15 protein-coding genes and 1 pseudogene are annotated in these 14,521 nt (G+C 34.8%); all 16 read right to left on the bottom strand.

The genetic code is table 11. The features are described 5' to 3' along the window. Positions 1 to 54: 54 nt before the first annotated feature. Positions 55 to 242: pseudogene (groEL, locus tag DRF57_RS24055) on the bottom strand (chaperonin GroEL); the annotation flags it as partial. Positions 243 to 301: 59 nt separating this feature from the next. Further along, positions 302 to 982: a hypothetical protein gene (locus DRF57_RS01475; RefSeq protein ID WP_115916516.1), complete on the bottom strand. Its 681-nt coding sequence runs from the start codon at positions 980 to 982 to the stop codon at positions 302 to 304. 218 nt (positions 983 to 1,200) lie between these two features. After that, entirely contained in the window at positions 1,201 to 2,289 is a 1,089-nt protein-coding gene (locus tag DRF57_RS01480) for a PIN domain-containing protein (protein ID WP_115916518.1), read from the bottom strand. A 220-nt stretch (positions 2,290 to 2,509) separates the two neighbouring features. Continuing rightward, positions 2,510 to 2,833 (bottom strand): hypothetical protein, encoded by a 324-nt coding sequence (locus DRF57_RS01485; protein ID WP_115916521.1) that lies wholly within the window; start codon positions 2,831 to 2,833, stop codon positions 2,510 to 2,512. Continuing rightward, on the bottom strand, positions 2,826 to 3,122 hold the full coding sequence (locus DRF57_RS01490) for a hypothetical protein (protein ID WP_115916523.1): 297 nt from the start codon (positions 3,120 to 3,122) through the stop codon (positions 2,826 to 2,828). Before DRF57_RS01490 ends, DRF57_RS01485 begins: the two co-directional genes overlap by 8 nt. A 257-nt stretch (positions 3,123 to 3,379) precedes the next feature. Next, positions 3,380 to 4,336 carry a hypothetical protein gene (locus tag DRF57_RS01495; RefSeq protein ID WP_115916525.1) on the bottom strand — a complete coding sequence of 319 codons (957 nt, stop codon included), beginning with the start codon at positions 4,334 to 4,336 and terminating at the stop codon, positions 3,380 to 3,382. 259 nt (positions 4,337 to 4,595) lie between these two features. Next, a complete protein-coding gene (locus tag DRF57_RS01500) occupies positions 4,596 to 5,462 on the bottom strand; it encodes an alpha/beta hydrolase family protein (protein ID WP_241508006.1) in 867 nt (288 codons plus the stop codon). A gap of 289 nt (positions 5,463 to 5,751) precedes the next feature. Beyond that, positions 5,752 to 7,191, bottom strand: a complete 1,440-nt coding sequence (locus DRF57_RS01505) for a ligand-binding sensor domain-containing protein (protein ID WP_115916529.1) — start codon at positions 7,189 to 7,191, stop codon at positions 5,752 to 5,754. 160 nt (positions 7,192 to 7,351) lie between these two features. Beyond that, positions 7,352 to 8,977 carry a chaperonin GroEL gene (groL, locus tag DRF57_RS01510; protein WP_047493244.1) on the bottom strand — a complete coding sequence of 542 codons (1,626 nt, stop codon included), beginning with the start codon at positions 8,975 to 8,977 and terminating at the stop codon, positions 7,352 to 7,354. A 73-nt stretch (positions 8,978 to 9,050) separates the two neighbouring features. Then, the gene (locus DRF57_RS01515; protein WP_115916531.1) at positions 9,051 to 9,401 is read right to left on the bottom strand and encodes a four helix bundle protein; all 351 of its coding nucleotides are present in this window, start codon (positions 9,399 to 9,401) and stop codon (positions 9,051 to 9,053) included. Between the two features lie 51 nt (positions 9,402 to 9,452). Next, positions 9,453 to 9,731: a co-chaperone GroES gene (locus DRF57_RS01520; RefSeq protein WP_045500963.1), complete on the bottom strand. Its 279-nt coding sequence runs from the start codon at positions 9,729 to 9,731 to the stop codon at positions 9,453 to 9,455. Between the two features lie 173 nt (positions 9,732 to 9,904). Beyond that, positions 9,905 to 10,039: a hypothetical protein gene (locus tag DRF57_RS24160; RefSeq protein WP_262484685.1), complete on the bottom strand. Its 135-nt coding sequence runs from the start codon at positions 10,037 to 10,039 to the stop codon at positions 9,905 to 9,907. Positions 10,040 to 10,211: 172 nt separating this feature from the next. After that, on the bottom strand, positions 10,212 to 10,934 hold the full coding sequence (locus DRF57_RS01525) for a DUF3108 domain-containing protein (RefSeq protein WP_115916533.1): 723 nt from the start codon (positions 10,932 to 10,934) through the stop codon (positions 10,212 to 10,214). Positions 10,935 to 11,007: 73 nt separating this feature from the next. Further along, the gene (locus tag DRF57_RS01530) at positions 11,008 to 12,237 is read right to left on the bottom strand and encodes a cation:dicarboxylate symporter family transporter (RefSeq protein WP_084085567.1); all 1,230 of its coding nucleotides are present in this window, start codon (positions 12,235 to 12,237) and stop codon (positions 11,008 to 11,010) included. 91 nt (positions 12,238 to 12,328) lie between these two features. Next, complete coding sequence (locus DRF57_RS01535) at positions 12,329 to 13,732, bottom strand: CitMHS family transporter (RefSeq protein ID WP_373866361.1); 1,404 nt, start codon at positions 13,730 to 13,732, stop codon at positions 12,329 to 12,331. Then, positions 13,635 to 14,327 (bottom strand): DUF2490 domain-containing protein, encoded by a 693-nt coding sequence (locus DRF57_RS01540; protein ID WP_115916539.1) that lies wholly within the window; start codon positions 14,325 to 14,327, stop codon positions 13,635 to 13,637. The genes DRF57_RS01535 and DRF57_RS01540 overlap by 98 nt, the downstream gene beginning before the upstream one ends. Positions 14,328 to 14,521: the final 194 nt, after the last annotated feature.

Genomic DNA, 14,521 nt, shown 5'->3' on the forward strand with positions numbered 1-14,521 from the left:
CTCTCTAGAAGAAGTAGAACGGTTAGTATATTAAATTGTCTTAGCGACTCGCTACTACATCATTCCTGGCATTCCACCACCCATTGGCATAGAGATGGTTCTGCGCTCTTAATCTCAGTGATAACACACTCCGTAGTAAGAAGCATTCCAGATATAGAAGCTGCATTTTTAAGGACAACTCTTGTTACTTTAGTTGGGTCAATGATTCCTGCTATTACTTGCTTAAAGTCGGGGGACTTTGCGCAGCGGGAAGTAAAACATGCACACTAGCTTAGAGCAAAAGTTATTACATAATAAAATACTAATTACACTCTACATTAACAGGCTCTAGTTTTTCAATCTCTTCACTTATAATATTTCCAAATAAATCTGCATAAATTATTTTTATTTCACATGAAGCGAGTTTAGTTTTGACTATTTTTAAGCTATCAACCTTTTGTGAATATTCTGCTCCTGGAGTATCTTTATCTATTTGCATATCAATAATGTTTAAAAAATCATCCTTTCGTACAATAGTTCCATTACTTGTACTTTTAGTTATAGAATATTTTGGTCTATAGTATTGTAAAGGTATATTATCAAGTAATTCTTTAAAATCTTTATATTCTTTTTCTTTGTCAAAAACCTTAAATTCTTTTAGTATTAACGGTCCTAAACCCACATTATGTAATTCAATTTTAAAAAAATCATTTGATACGTCAAATGAAAAAAGTCCTAAAGGTTTTACAGAATCTTTTGATGTATTGTTTGTTCTGTCCTCTTCTATTTTTGCAATTTTTATTGTTAGATAAGCTAAGAAAAATAAATTCAAGATTGAAATTGTAGCATTAAGTGTTCCTCCCAAATAATCTCCAAACTGTCCCCATTCCTCAGGACTATTAGATAAATTTCTATCGTAAAAATTTCCAATGTAAAAACCAAGTATAGTTAGTAAAAGTATTGATACAACTCCGACTATAATCCAAATAATTCTGTAATTCATATATATATATTAATTTTATAGAGTTTGGTGTTATTGAAAAATCGCTCTACAAAAGCAGAACGGTTAGTATATTACTTGGTCTTAGCGACACGCTATTATATCATTCCTGGCATTCCATCACCCATTGGCATAGCTGGGACTTTCCGCAGCGGGGGAGACATAACTTTAGATCTATCACCAACATGTTACTAATAGAAAATATAACATTACTCATATTTTTAATTATTTAATTGCAGGGAATCAAAAGAGTTTATTTGTAATTCTAATTCCTCTCCACTGTTTTTTATTTGTAATATTTGGTCGATATCTAAATTAAGAATGACAGTCAATGTAAGATTTACTTCGTCTTCAATTCTGTAATAATGATCGTTCCAATCATCTGCTATTTGTGGATGATCTGGATGGCACCAATAATCTGCTTTAAAAATGAAATAATCGATCAATGCATAACCATGAATTTCAATTGGGATAAATATTTGATTAGCAATTTGCTGTGCTTCTTCATTTTTGAGTCTTACTTTTTCAACAGAAAATCCAATAATAGTTCCTTCATTATTTTCAGACTTTAATTTTGGATCTTCAAATTCAACGTTTGATAGGGAGTTCCCAAAATCTAAAGCTGCATCCTCAATATTTTTATGATTTTCAAGAACAAAATTTATTGCTTCTTCATATTTTTCAGATGTAAGTAAATTGTTATATTTTTTCTGTAATGGTTCAAATTCTTTTGAAGTATAAAACTCTTTTAATGTTTTAAATATTACTATGTTGCTATCATTTTCACAAGTACTTACTATATTGTTGTCATTTGAAATTAGTATGATTTTATTTTTGCTTGATATTTCTTTTATTATCATATAAATAAAAGCATCAGGAATATCGTCTCTATTCTTAAGGCTTTTGAAGGGTTCTGAACCCGTAAAATAGCTTTCAAAAACAGCTATACTATGATTTGGGTTAAAACTGTGTAAGATTGCATTTGATTCATTAATAAACTCTTCCCATAGCTTAATTGTTGAATCCTCAAAGTCAATTTTTAGATTATTTAGTTTGTTAATATTTTTTCTTATTTCATTATACTGACTTGAGTGAATTCCTTTTTTATCTAATCCTAATAGCTTATTTATTGCTTGATTGAAATCAAGTTGTGATTCTTGTATACTACTTGTTATACATTCTTTATATACAATCCATGGGATATTGAGTTCTATAATCCTCTTTTTACCTAGATCTTTTAGTAGCGAAAAATCAGATTTACTCAAGCTTTTATCTTGTTTGTAACTAGTACTATCTATAAGTATTTTCATTATAAAATTTTTACGAAAAAATGCAAATTGTTGAAACTGAAAATTATCAAAACTCCACTTTTTGAGGTCTGCAGACTTAAAAATATATTCTATAAAAAGGATTAATTTACTTTACAAAATTGTGATATTTTGCAAACTGATGTTCATCTTTTTCTTTATAAAAGAGTGTGTCATCACTCTCATCACAATAAGGCATTTTGTTACAATGTTATGGGATACTTTAACTTTTTATTATAGTAATTAAATAATCAATCAGATGAATACTTGTCATTTGCTTCATTTTTTCGGACAAAGAATTTTTTACTGTTTGAAATTCTTTACTTTTTTCTGGATTGGATTTTACAATTAAGGAATCCAAAATTTTATGGATTATTTTTACTCCTTTTTCACTTACTTCTGGAACAAAATAAAAATTGTAAGTACTTTGATGTGCATATCCATCTGGATCTCCATAGGGAGCACAATCAAAAGCATATCTGGCTAGTCCTTCAAATCTCATTGCTGGATCGCTATCATCTTCGTGTGGAATAAAAATTTTAATCATCTTTACGCATGCTTCTAACAAATTCGTATTGTCCTCCAACCCAGCCAAACCCTCCACCAAATTGATAGTCTAATACTTTTAGAAATGAACTTTTTGCTTCTTCTGAGGCTAACATTAAAGTTATATCATTATCGTCACATTGGACAAAATATCTATTATTATTTAGACTACATTTGAAACTCCCCATTTCTATGCATCCTTGAATTGATTCATATAGAGAGTTAATTTCTTCGATATCCTTATCTTCAATTGAATCAATAAATTCTTGAAAATCAGTAATTGTTGGCATATGTTTAATTTTTGTAAATATTAAAGAATAATTTTTATAGTATACTAATATAATTCACTTATGAATAAGTTATTGTATTTTTTTTAAATTTTCTCTAAATTAAAATATTAAAATGATACTTACTTATGGGAACCCGTATTTTACCCCCCTCCGCTACCGCACGAGTCCTTTCGTGCGGTAGCGAGGAGGTTGCAAACTGTAAACATGAATTTACTACAAAATTTGCAATCTTGCCAAACGCCTGTTGTGCGATGTTTTTATTTTTCCAATGTTTCTAGTAGCCAATTCAGGCAAACTTCGGAATCCATAATTGACCAGGAATGTGGATTTTTCGTTCCGTCTAATCGAACTCCTTTTCCTTGACTAACTATTACTCTAGCATTTTCATTTCCCATTATTTTTAATTGGTTTATCATTGAGATGATATCAATTCCATTCCAATCATGTAAGTCACGATGTCTTTGATCAATTAACCAATCTGTATCCAAATCAGTAAACATTAAAAGAGGCATTTTTTTTAAATACTTTGCGTTTCCGCCATCTTTTGCTCCATAAGAATAGATGGAATTTTCCAGATATTTTTCTGGAAATTTATCTGGAGATCCTCCATAAATACTGTCCCAATTATTCTTTATCCATTTTGCTTCCTCTACTGCAGGCTTATAAATATTTCTTTCGATTTCTCTTTCGCAATATTTATAAAATCTTGCCTGGTCTAAAGGTGCATCTAATGCAAAAACTCCTTTTGGTATTAGAAAAAACTTTTCCGGATTTTTAGTTGCCTTTTCAGCGTAAGTTAAAGAAATCATTGCGCCACTTGAAAGGCCCCCGATTATAAATTTATCTTTCGGTACTTTATGCTTTGCGACAATTTCACTGAAAATTTTATCCAGTAATTTGAATTCTGCTTCTCGGTTATCTGTTCCCCAATTTATGGATGGAACAATGACCATAATCCCTTTTTCAACTGCTATTTTTGGCAGAGTTATTTGTTTTAATGTATTTTCAACGAGTTCTCCACCAGAAGGGATAATCACTAAAACACCTTTAATGCTACTTTTTGGTACATATTTATAATAAAATAATTCTGTAGAATCATCATCATTAATGTACAGTTCGGAATCATCTGTTTTTGAAACAGATAATTTTTCAAATTCTTGTGCTTTACAAGATAAAACATTAAAAATTAGAGCAAAAATTAATATGTTTTTCATTTTTCTTTTTTTTCGGTCAAAATATCGTACAACATCCAAATTTACGCATTGCGCTAATGTTGTTTTGGTTTTAGCGATCTATTTATGAATCATTAAATGTAAAATATAAATGTACTATTTCCCATGCTCCCGCACGAATCCTTTCGTGTAGTTTAAATATTATAAATTAAACTTCCAATGATATAATCTAAAAGCCCAAGCCACGCTATACAATCGCACGGTAGCGAAGGGATCTGCTTCAAGCATGTTTATATATGCCTTATTTTGAAGATTTAGATTTTTTAAGATTCAATGCTTTCTGTTGTATCCATTGTACAGCAGTATCTACAGGGGCTGTATCATTGCTGGAGGAAGTATTGTGTCCCAGTTTAGGAAAAGAAGTATATTCGAAAGGCTTGCCTTGCGCTTTAAGGGTGTTCAATTGTTCTATACACAACTTTACCGGAATCTGTATGTCTTTTTCACCAAAAAGCCAAAGCCCGGGAATTGAAAGGGTATTCAGATAAGTTTTTGGGTCAGTCGCTGCAAATTGATATTTGTCTGGATCATTTTTAGTATGCTCAATGGCATCTGCTTCTGTATGATTTTCCCAAAAACTATTGTTTCCATTAGTATAAAACTGAAATCGAAGTTGCTCGAGAGTGGTAATGGTAGGGCCACTAAATAACACCATAAATTCAATTTTCGGATTTTTGCTTGCTGCCATCGGGATGATCCATCCTGCCTGACTGAATCCCACTAATCCAATGGGCGTTTTTTTATCTTTCAAATAGGTTCGAAATGTTGTTACGGCTGCATTGGCATCCTGAGCCAATAAAGTAAGATTAGCAGGGTCTATATTATTGGTGCCAACAGACGGCCCTACATACACACCTCCGGATTCTCCAACTCCACGTTTGTCATAGGTGAATACAGCAATGCCTTCTTTAGCAAGACGTTTTGCAAACTCCAGTTCTCTTTTTACCGGATCGGACCCGTGAACAATTACAACTGCTGCAACTATTTTTTTAGGCTCTAAAATGGAGCCTGCAAGAGTGATACCCTGACTTTCAAACTTTACATCCTGAATGGTAACGTCTGCCGATTGTGAAAATACCATTTCTGGTAAAGCTATTAATAATAGCAAAATATATAAGTTAGAAAAAAAGTTGATTTTCATAGATCATGGTTAGTTATCAAATATAATACAAAAAACCGCTCTATTTTTATAGAGCGGTTTTAATTTATATATGGTAGTTAAGACTACATCATTCCTGGCATTCCACCACCCATTGGCATAGCTGGTTCAGCGCTCTTAATCTCAGTGATTACACACTCCGTAGTAAGAAGCATTCCAGATACAGAAGCTGCATTTTCAAGGGCAACTCTTGTTACTTTATTTAGGTCAATGATTTCTTTGTTAGCAGATGATATTTTTATTTATTAAGCTTAATGACTCCAGCATAAGTCGCAATCCAAATCAAACCATCTTTGTCTTTCGTTATTCTCTCGCAATGAATACTTGGAACGTTTGAATTTTCATTGGTGTAAGTTTCCCATTTTTTTGAGTTTGTGTCATAACTTAAAACACCTACTCCGTTTAATGTTATCCATAACAGTTGGTTTTCTTCATCTAAATAAAAATCATTGATTGTATTTTCACTGAACATTTTACGATTTGGATGGTTTATCCTTGTCCATTTTTGTTGTAAATCTAATACATAAATTCCAGCGTCATCTGATTTGTCGTTGTATAAGTCAAACCATAAATTTCCTTTTTTATCTTCATAGATTTTTGAAATGTATGCTTTTGATAAAGGTGAATTTTTCTCGTTTAACGATTTTGTTACGCCATTTTCAATAATTACGTTTCCTTCAAATGTCCCAATCCAAATTCTATCTTTTTTATCTACATAAACACCAAGAGTTTTATCAGTTGGGAGATTTGAATTGTGTTTGTTAATTACAGACCAATTCTTTCCGTCAAACTTTGCTACACCATTCCAAGACGTAAACCATACATTATTGGAGTGGTCAACAAATATTTTTCTTGCCCAGTTGATAGGAGAATTGATTGAGTCGTATTTTGTCCAGTTTTTATTGTCATATCTATAAACATCCCAATCAGCAACAAACCACTTATTGTTATTTTTGTCAATTTCTAAATCCCGTACTGATACAGTTTCATTTTTATTATAAGGAGGAGAGGAGATTAATGTATTTTTTGAGTTAAAATGTTCCCATTTGCCATTATTTATTTTTACAATTCCGTTATCTGTTCCAATCCAGATATTATTGTCTAAATCATTAGCGACAGCTCTTGTCATATCCCAGGGTAACTCTGAGTTTTGTTGAGTGAATACAGTCCAATCTTTTGAGAGTTTTTCTTTGTCTGTACCTTTTATATCAGGAGCTCCAACAGATTTTGCATTGGATTGATTTTTAAAATCAAAAACTTTACGTTTTGCAGAAAGGTTACCGTTTTCAAATTCAAAAATTAATGAAACAGAGCTATTTGTTTTTTTATTTTGTGAAATCGCTGGTTCCCAATTTGATGTTGAGTTTATTGCATTCTGTAACCCTAATTTTTTTGAAGAGATATTAGTTTGATTGAATGAACTTAGCAGGCAAGGTTTTCCATTTTCGTTAATTAAAATTTGGACTTCAATATTTCCTGTTATTTTGCTCAAACTCTTTTTATCAAATTTATTTAACAATTCATCTATTATTGAGTTTTGAGGCTTAGCTTTAGTTTCTCCACAATCAAGACAAAAGGAAACTAAACTACAATCTTTGTATTTTTCAGGATAAAGATTTTGAGAATAGCTTAATGTAAAACTAAATAGTGTCAATAATAAAAGTATAATTCTTTTCATGGTTCTGTTTTTTCTTAACGTCCAAATTTACGCATTACGTCTATATACTACAATTGTGAATAAAGTTTCAAGCAAAAGCCCATTGGATTTTTTGTAAAAGAAAAAAACCGCCCTATAAAATAGAGCGGTTAGTATATTAAATTGTCTTAGCGACACGCTATTACATCATTCCTGGCATTCCACCACCCATTGGCATAGCTGGTTCAGCGCTCTTAATTTCAGTGATTACACACTCAGTAGTAAGAAGCATTCCAGATACAGAAGCTGCATTTTCAAGGGCAACTCTTGTTACTTTAGTTGGGTCAATGATACCTGCTTCAAGCATGTGAACATACTCGTCAGTTTTCGCGTTGTATCCGAAGTCTCCTGATCCTTCTGCTACTTTAGCAACAATTACAGAACCTTCACCACCTGCGTTAGCAACGATTTGTCTCAATGGCTCCTCGATAGCTCTCTTAACGATTTTGATACCTGTAGTTTCGTCAGCATTGATTCCGGTAAGGTTTTCTAAAGCAGAGATTGCTCTTACTAAAGCAACACCACCACCTGCAACGATACCTTCTTCTACAGCTGCTCTCGTAGCGTGTAATGCATCATCCACTCTGTCTTTTTTCTCTTTCATTTCCACTTCAGAAGCTGCTCCTACATAAAGTACAGCAACACCACCAGCTAACTTAGCTAATCTTTCCTGAAGTTTCTCTCTGTCGTAGTCAGAAGTTGTAGTTTCCATCTGAGCTTTGATCTGAGCTACTCTTCCTTTGATTTTCGCTTCATCACCACCACCGTTTACGATTGTTGTGTTGTCTTTATCGATTGTTACTTTCTCAGCTGTTCCAAGCATATCTAAAGAGATGTTTTCCATAGTGAAACCTTGCTCTTCAGAAATTACCTGTCCACCAGTAAGGATCGCGATATCTTCTAACATTGCTTTTCTTCTGTCTCCAAATCCTGGAGCTTTTACAGCAGCAATTTTAAGAGAACCTCTTAATTTGTTTACCACTAAAGTAGCTAAAGCTTCACCTTCCACTTCTTCAGAGATAATCAATAGAGACTTACCACCTTGTGCAATTGGCTCAAGAACCGGAAGTAATTCTTTCATAGAAGAAATTTTCTTCTCTACTAAAAGGATATATGGGTTTTCTACTTCAGCTACCATTTTCTCAGGGTTAGTCACGAAGTATGGAGACTGGTATCCTCTGTCAAACTGCATACCTTCTACAACATCTACAGTTGTATCGATACCTTTAGCTTCTTCTACAGTGATTACCCCTTCTTTACCTACTTTTCCGAAAGCTTCAGCGATCAGAGATCCGATAGTTTCGTCGTTGTTCGCAGAAACTGAAGCTACCTGCTTCACCATTTCTGTAGAATCTCCAACTGTTTTAGATTGAGATTTAAGGTTTTCAACAACAGCAGTTACTGCTTTGTCGATACCTCTTTTAAGATCCATTGGGTTAGCACCAGCAGCTACATTCTTAAGACCTTCTCTTACGATAGCCTGTGCCAAAACAGTAGCGGTAGTAGTACCGTCTCCTGCGATATCATTAGTTTTGGACGCAACTTCTTTTACCATTTGCGCTCCCATGTTTTCTACTCTGTCTTCAAGTTCGATTTCTTTTGCTACAGAAACACCATCCTTAGTAACGTGAGGAGCACCGAAAGATTTTTCGATTACTACGTTTCTCCCTTTAGGTCCTAAAGTTACTTTTACTGCATTAGCCAATGCATCAACCCCTCTCTTTAAAGCGTCTCTTGATTCAATATCGAATTTTATTTCTTTTGCCATATTGTTTAGCTTTTGGCGACTGGCTGTTAGCTTTTGGCTTTATGCAAGTCGCAATTTGATTTTTAATTTTAGTTTACTTTAGCTTATTCCACAATGTTACAAGCTTCTTTTTGAGTATTGTTAATTCTTCCAAAATATTTTGATAATCATTTTCATGAATGTATCCCAAATCTTTAGCAAGAATTAATTGGTTTTCGGCTTCATTGGATGATCCTAATGCAATATTGATGAAATGGGCGAATTCCTTATCTGAATTTCTGCCGCTTCCCTCTGAAATATTATATCCAATTGACGCAAATGATCTTCTTATTTGAGAAGTAAGTCCAAAAACTTCTTCTTTCGGAAAGCTTTTGGTTGAAGTATATACTTTTAAAGTCAATTGATGACTTAATTGCCAAACTTCAAATTTTTTAAAATCTCTCATGAATTAAATTCTATGTAGAAGGCCATTTGCCAGAAGCCAATAGCTAGAAGCTTAGCCTATAATTCCCAATAAATCAGCTTCTTTTACAATTAAGTAATCTTTTCCTTCCAATTTCAATTCAGAACCTGAATATTTTCCATAAAGAACTTTGTCACCTACCTGAACAGTTGTAGGTTCATCTTTTTTACCAGGACCTACTGCCACTACAGTACCTTCTTGCGGCTTTTCCTTTGCAGTGTCCGGGATAATAATACCTGAAGCTGTTTTAGTTTCTGCAGCAATTGGCTCTACTAGAACTCTGTCTGCTAATGGTTTAAAGTTTACTGACATAATATATTTATTTTTTAAGTATTTCTGTAGTATAATTCTCTAAATGTATGCCATCAGGGGTCAGTGGATGAAATGGCAGACTTTTATGGGAGGATGTGAAAATTTGGCAGAAAAATAAAAACAGAAAGCCGGAAAATCTTCCGGCTTTTATCTAACACTATGAGTTGGTTATACTATGGACAATATTGTCCAGGCCCAATCCATAGGATACATTGTCCTTTGTAGTTGTATTCACAGCAAAAGCGTCCTGCCGCTCCGCCATTGATTGATTTCTGAGCATCTCTGCTTAATAATTTAGCGTTTTTCATAGTTAATAATATTAAAGTGTACGATTCCTGAACATTTAACGTCAATCAGGTTTTTGACATTTGGTGTTTTAGCAGATCAAATATAAATATTTTTCCTCAATGTGTGATATGTTTTTTTATTTTTTTTAAAAATAATGATTTGGTTATCAGGTGTTAAAGGAATGTTTTTGATTTATTTTATTGTTTCCATTGACATTTTTCTTGTTCCCGATTCAATGTCCTGTTTTAGGATTTTCCTTGTTTCAGGATCAATATAATAGGTTACAGCCGTGCTTTTTTCTGTAATGTCATCAGCAGTTTTTACGATCCATACTTTTTTACTTTGATAATCTCCTTTCTCCACACTTTGGATGTAGGCTTTCATCATTCCTTTCTTTACCGCACTGGGATTATAATCAAAAATGGAAATTTCTGCAGTGTAGTGTTCTTTCAAGGGGAGAAACCTGATCAGTGTCGGATAGCTGCTGCTGTCAAAATAATCGGTAGCGGGCATGTCAATATCATCTTTTTTCTGAGTTTTCTTATCAAGATAATATCCGGTTACCTTGTTTTTGTGGTAGGTAAAAGTCATATCGCGGGCCATATTGAAAGAGGAATGGCCTATCGGCTGAAGGCTGGCCGTTTTCACAAGGGTGGAATCTACCCAATGGGTATTGGGAGTCTGCTTCATTTTTACGGTCGTCATGATGAGCAGATCTGTTGCGTTTAATTTTTTAATCTGGGTAGTAATGTTCCCGATTTCTATTTTTTGGCCGGCATTTTCAGCGTACCATACCGCTTCGGATGTTTCGTCCTGTATCAGTTGCGGATCAATACCACTATTGGATGGAGTAAGCAGTCTTTGGGAAAATAAATGAGTACTGCTTATGAGCAAAAGGATGAGAAATGTCTTCATAGCTTTTTTGCTGATAAGTAGTATTGATTTTCAAAAAGTTACACTTTGATTAAGCTTTGATGTCCATGATAGGTTAGTCTGTGGAAATCATGGTAGAATTTTTTTTCTGCTGCTGGTTGAATTTTGAAATAATGGCTCCGGCCACTGCAATGCCAATAAAGTTGGTGACTGATCTGGCTTCATTCATAAAACGATCTACACTGTAAAGAAGGGCCAAATCTGTAAGGGGTATTTTTCCAAATCTGTTCAGGGTAAATATAAGGGCTAAAAATCCGGAACCGGGAACTCCGGAAGCTGTTTTTGAGGTGAAAGAAATAATGATAAACAGCCAGATATAATCATTGATCGTCAGTGATATATTATAAAACTGAACAAGGAAACAGCAGGTTACAGAAATATAGATACAGGCTCCTGCCAGGTTAAAGTTATAGCCTAAAGGAATAATAAATCTTAAAATCTTCCTGCTGTAGCCTTCAGATTCCATTTTTTCAAAAATTAAGGGGAATGCTGTTTTGGAAGTCGAGGTGGTGATGACCAGAATAATTTCTTCTTTTATATTAAGCAGGAATTTCAACAGGTTGAATTTGAACAGGTAGGAGATCAGTCCTAATATTCCGAAAATAAATACAATGTCTGCCAGGTATACCGTAGCCACCACTTTACTAAGCGGCAGCAGGGTATTGATCCCATAGATAGCCACTCCGTAAGCGATATTACAAAAGATGATAATGGGAAGAACAAGGTAGAGATATTTGATGAACGTGTAAAAAATACCTAACCCCTGATCCAGCAGTTTCAAAAATCGATCCCTTCCTTTTGAAAGATTCATGGATATTCCCAGAACTATGGACAGAATAAGAAACAGACCATGCCTGTTCAGATATAAAATAGTGGATAATTTTCCGTCTTTTATTTCAAAAGTTTTGGGAAGGGAAGTATTGATCCTGCTGGTATTAATGCCTGTGTCAGCGCCCGGCTGCATGATGGAGCCAAAGATAAATCCCAGTACAATAGCTATTGAGCTGATGACCAGGAAATATAAAATGGTCTGCCATACGATGCGTGTTGCATTTTTAATATCAGACAGCTGGCATATCCCGTACATAATTGCCATAAAAATAATGGGAAGGATAATCGTCTCCAGAATGATGAAAAAATACCGGCTTACCACGCCCAGCTTTATACTTATTTCCGGAGCATAATGCCCTATCAGTACCCCGCCTATAATGGCTGTGAATACATATAAGGTGAGGTTTTTCAGATACCTGCCGGTAAATGTTTTCTGAGACTGTAAGAGATTCATCTGGAAAAAATAGGCTGTCTTTATACAACAAATATATAAACTTAGGACATTGGTTATAACGTTGGAGTTTAATAATTATAAAAAAATAAGATCAGATAGTCCCCAAAAGGAGAGCGCCCAGCAACATGATCACCGAAGATCCGATAGCCCATTTTAAGGTATATTTCAGATGGTCTGAATATTCTACCCCCGCCAGGGATACTAATAAATACGTAGAAGGAACCAAAGGACTTAGCAAATGGGAAGCCTGCCCCACAAGACTTGCTCTCCCAAGAATATCGGGAGCAATGCCCAACTGATGTCCCGTAGCTTCAACAATGGGTAATATCCCAAAATAGTAGGCGTCATTGGTCAGGAAAAAGGTAAGAGGAACACTGAATACAGCCGTGATAATATTCAAATAACCTCCCCAGCTTTTAGGAACAATTTCTATCATGCTGTTACCCATTGCCTGCATAATACCGGATCCGTTAAGAATTCCGGTGAAAATTCCTGCTCCAAAGATCATTCCTGCTACCGATAAAGCATTTCCTGCATGTTTGGACATGATTTTCTGCTGGTCTTTCAGTTTGGGATAATTGATGACAGAAGCTATACAGAAGGCAATCATAAAGGCTATTCCCAAGGGTACGATATCTAAAATCATAACGGTAAGAAGAACGAGGGTAAGACCAAGATTTACCCAGATCAGTTTGGGGCGTAGGAGTTTAGGATCCGATTCACCGGTAATGTCACTGGCTGCATAACGGGTATATTTTCCATGTTTTGCAATTCTTTTCTTTTCCTTTCTTCCTAGAATATAGGCCACAAATAGTACCCAGGCGATCCCCAGGGCCATAATAGGAATCATCGGAACAAAAATTTCTGTATGTCCCAGTTTCAGAGAGCTCATTACTCTGGCTGTAGGGCCTCCCCATGGAAGAATATTCATAATTCCTCCAGCCAGCATGATAATACAGGTCAGGACGAGTGGATTTATTCCCTGCTTTTTGTACAAGGGTAACATGGCAGCCACCACAATAATATAGGTAGAAGAACCGTCACCGTCCAATGAAACCAATGTCGTAAGAATAGCTGTTCCTATAGTGGTTTTGACAGGATTATCTCCAACAGTTTTTAGAATGAGATTCACCAACGGCTCAAAAAGCCCTGTGTCTATCATTAAGCTGAAATAAAGTATGGCAAAGATCAGCATAACGCCCGTAAGAGCTATTTCCTTGACTCCGTTTTTCATCATTTCACCCAGATGAGGCCCAAAACCAGCAAATAATGCTACTGTGACAGGGATAATCACCAAAGCGGTAAGTGGAGTCATTTTTTTATTCATGATAAGCACCATAAAGATGATGATCATCAGAAACCCAAGGAATGTAAGCATAATAATGAGTGTATTTAGATTATTTGTTTTTGTTTTTTCTCCAGTCGAAGCTGTTTCTATAGCCGATATAGGCGTAGTTGCTGGTAGACCCGGTTTCCAGCTGGTTGATAAATGCAACTTCTATTGCGGAATTCTTTCCGGTTTTTATACCTATTCCTGCTGTCAGACGATTGCTGTCGAATGGATCTTCCTTCACTACATTCATCCTGATTTCATTTTTCAGAATACCATAGAGCTTTTCTTTTTCTCCGGCTCTGTTGAAAGGAATTCTCAGAGAAATAAGATAGCGCAGTCTTACGATAAATTCATCCGGATTGCTTATAAAACGTTCTTCCACACGGAAACGGTGAGAAATAGATGTTCTTCCTATATTCCCTCCCAGTGATACCTGCTGGAAAGGTCTTTTCTCATACCTTTCTTTTTTAGAGTTGTCTGACCGGTAAGAGTCCAGGACCAAAAACATGGCTCCTACAGCTGGGCGTACCTCATTGGCTACTTCATAATCTACATAGGCGGAGACCAGAAAAAGCCTTGTATCATAAGCCATATCAAAAGAACGGTATTGAGAAAGTGCTGTCAAAGTACTTTTATCAGTCAGTTTTGCTGACATCAAATACTGAAACCACATATTGTAGTTATCACGGCTTTGTGCATCGGCAAGCCTGCTGAATCCCAGTAGTATGATGATAGTTAATTGTAATTTAATTTTCATGTAAGATTTGATTAATATCCCGATGTCTCAAATATATTTATAAGAAGAAGCCGGGAATTTATTTTTCAATCAATGACTGTTTTTATCAGTGAACTGCAATCTGGCGTAAAAAAGATGCTATATTTGAAAAATGGGAAAATTCATTTAACCGGATGTTTTTACTGATAAATATCATATTTATATTATTGGTTTTC

The organism is Chryseobacterium rhizosphaerae (assembly GCF_003385455.1).
Lineage (GTDB): Bacteria > Bacteroidota > Bacteroidia > Flavobacteriales > Weeksellaceae > Chryseobacterium > Chryseobacterium rhizosphaerae.

Bases quoted from the DNA above. Each gene is read 5' to 3' on its own strand.
- DRF57_RS01475 (WP_115916516.1), bottom strand. From the start codon at position 982: ATGAATTACAGAATTATTTGGATTATAGTCGGAGTTGTATCAATACTT.
- DRF57_RS01480 (WP_115916518.1), bottom strand. From the start codon at position 2,289: ATGAAAATACTTATAGATAGTACTAGTTACAAACAAGATAAAAGCTTG.
- DRF57_RS01485 (WP_115916521.1), bottom strand. From the start codon at position 2,833: ATGATTAAAATTTTTATTCCACACGAAGATGATAGCGATCCAGCAATG.
- DRF57_RS01490 (WP_115916523.1), bottom strand. From the start codon at position 3,122: ATGCCAACAATTACTGATTTTCAAGAATTTATTGATTCAATTGAAGAT.
- DRF57_RS01495 (WP_115916525.1), bottom strand. From the start codon at position 4,336: ATGAAAAACATATTAATTTTTGCTCTAATTTTTAATGTTTTATCTTGT.
- DRF57_RS01505 (WP_115916529.1), bottom strand. From the start codon at position 7,191: ATGAAAAGAATTATACTTTTATTATTGACACTATTTAGTTTTACATTA.
- groL (WP_047493244.1), bottom strand. From the start codon at position 8,977: ATGGCAAAAGAAATAAAATTCGATATTGAATCAAGAGACGCTTTAAAG.
- DRF57_RS01515 (WP_115916531.1), bottom strand. From the start codon at position 9,401: ATGAGAGATTTTAAAAAATTTGAAGTTTGGCAATTAAGTCATCAATTG.
- DRF57_RS01520 (WP_045500963.1), bottom strand. From the start codon at position 9,731: ATGTCAGTAAACTTTAAACCATTAGCAGACAGAGTTCTAGTAGAGCCA.
- DRF57_RS24160 (WP_262484685.1), bottom strand. From the start codon at position 10,039: ATGAAAAACGCTAAATTATTAAGCAGAGATGCTCAGAAATCAATCAAT.
- DRF57_RS01525 (WP_115916533.1), bottom strand. From the start codon at position 10,934: ATGAAGACATTTCTCATCCTTTTGCTCATAAGCAGTACTCATTTATTT.
- DRF57_RS01530 (WP_084085567.1), bottom strand. From the start codon at position 12,237: ATGAATCTCTTACAGTCTCAGAAAACATTTACCGGCAGGTATCTGAAA.
- DRF57_RS01540 (WP_115916539.1), bottom strand. From the start codon at position 14,327: ATGAAAATTAAATTACAATTAACTATCATCATACTACTGGGATTCAGC.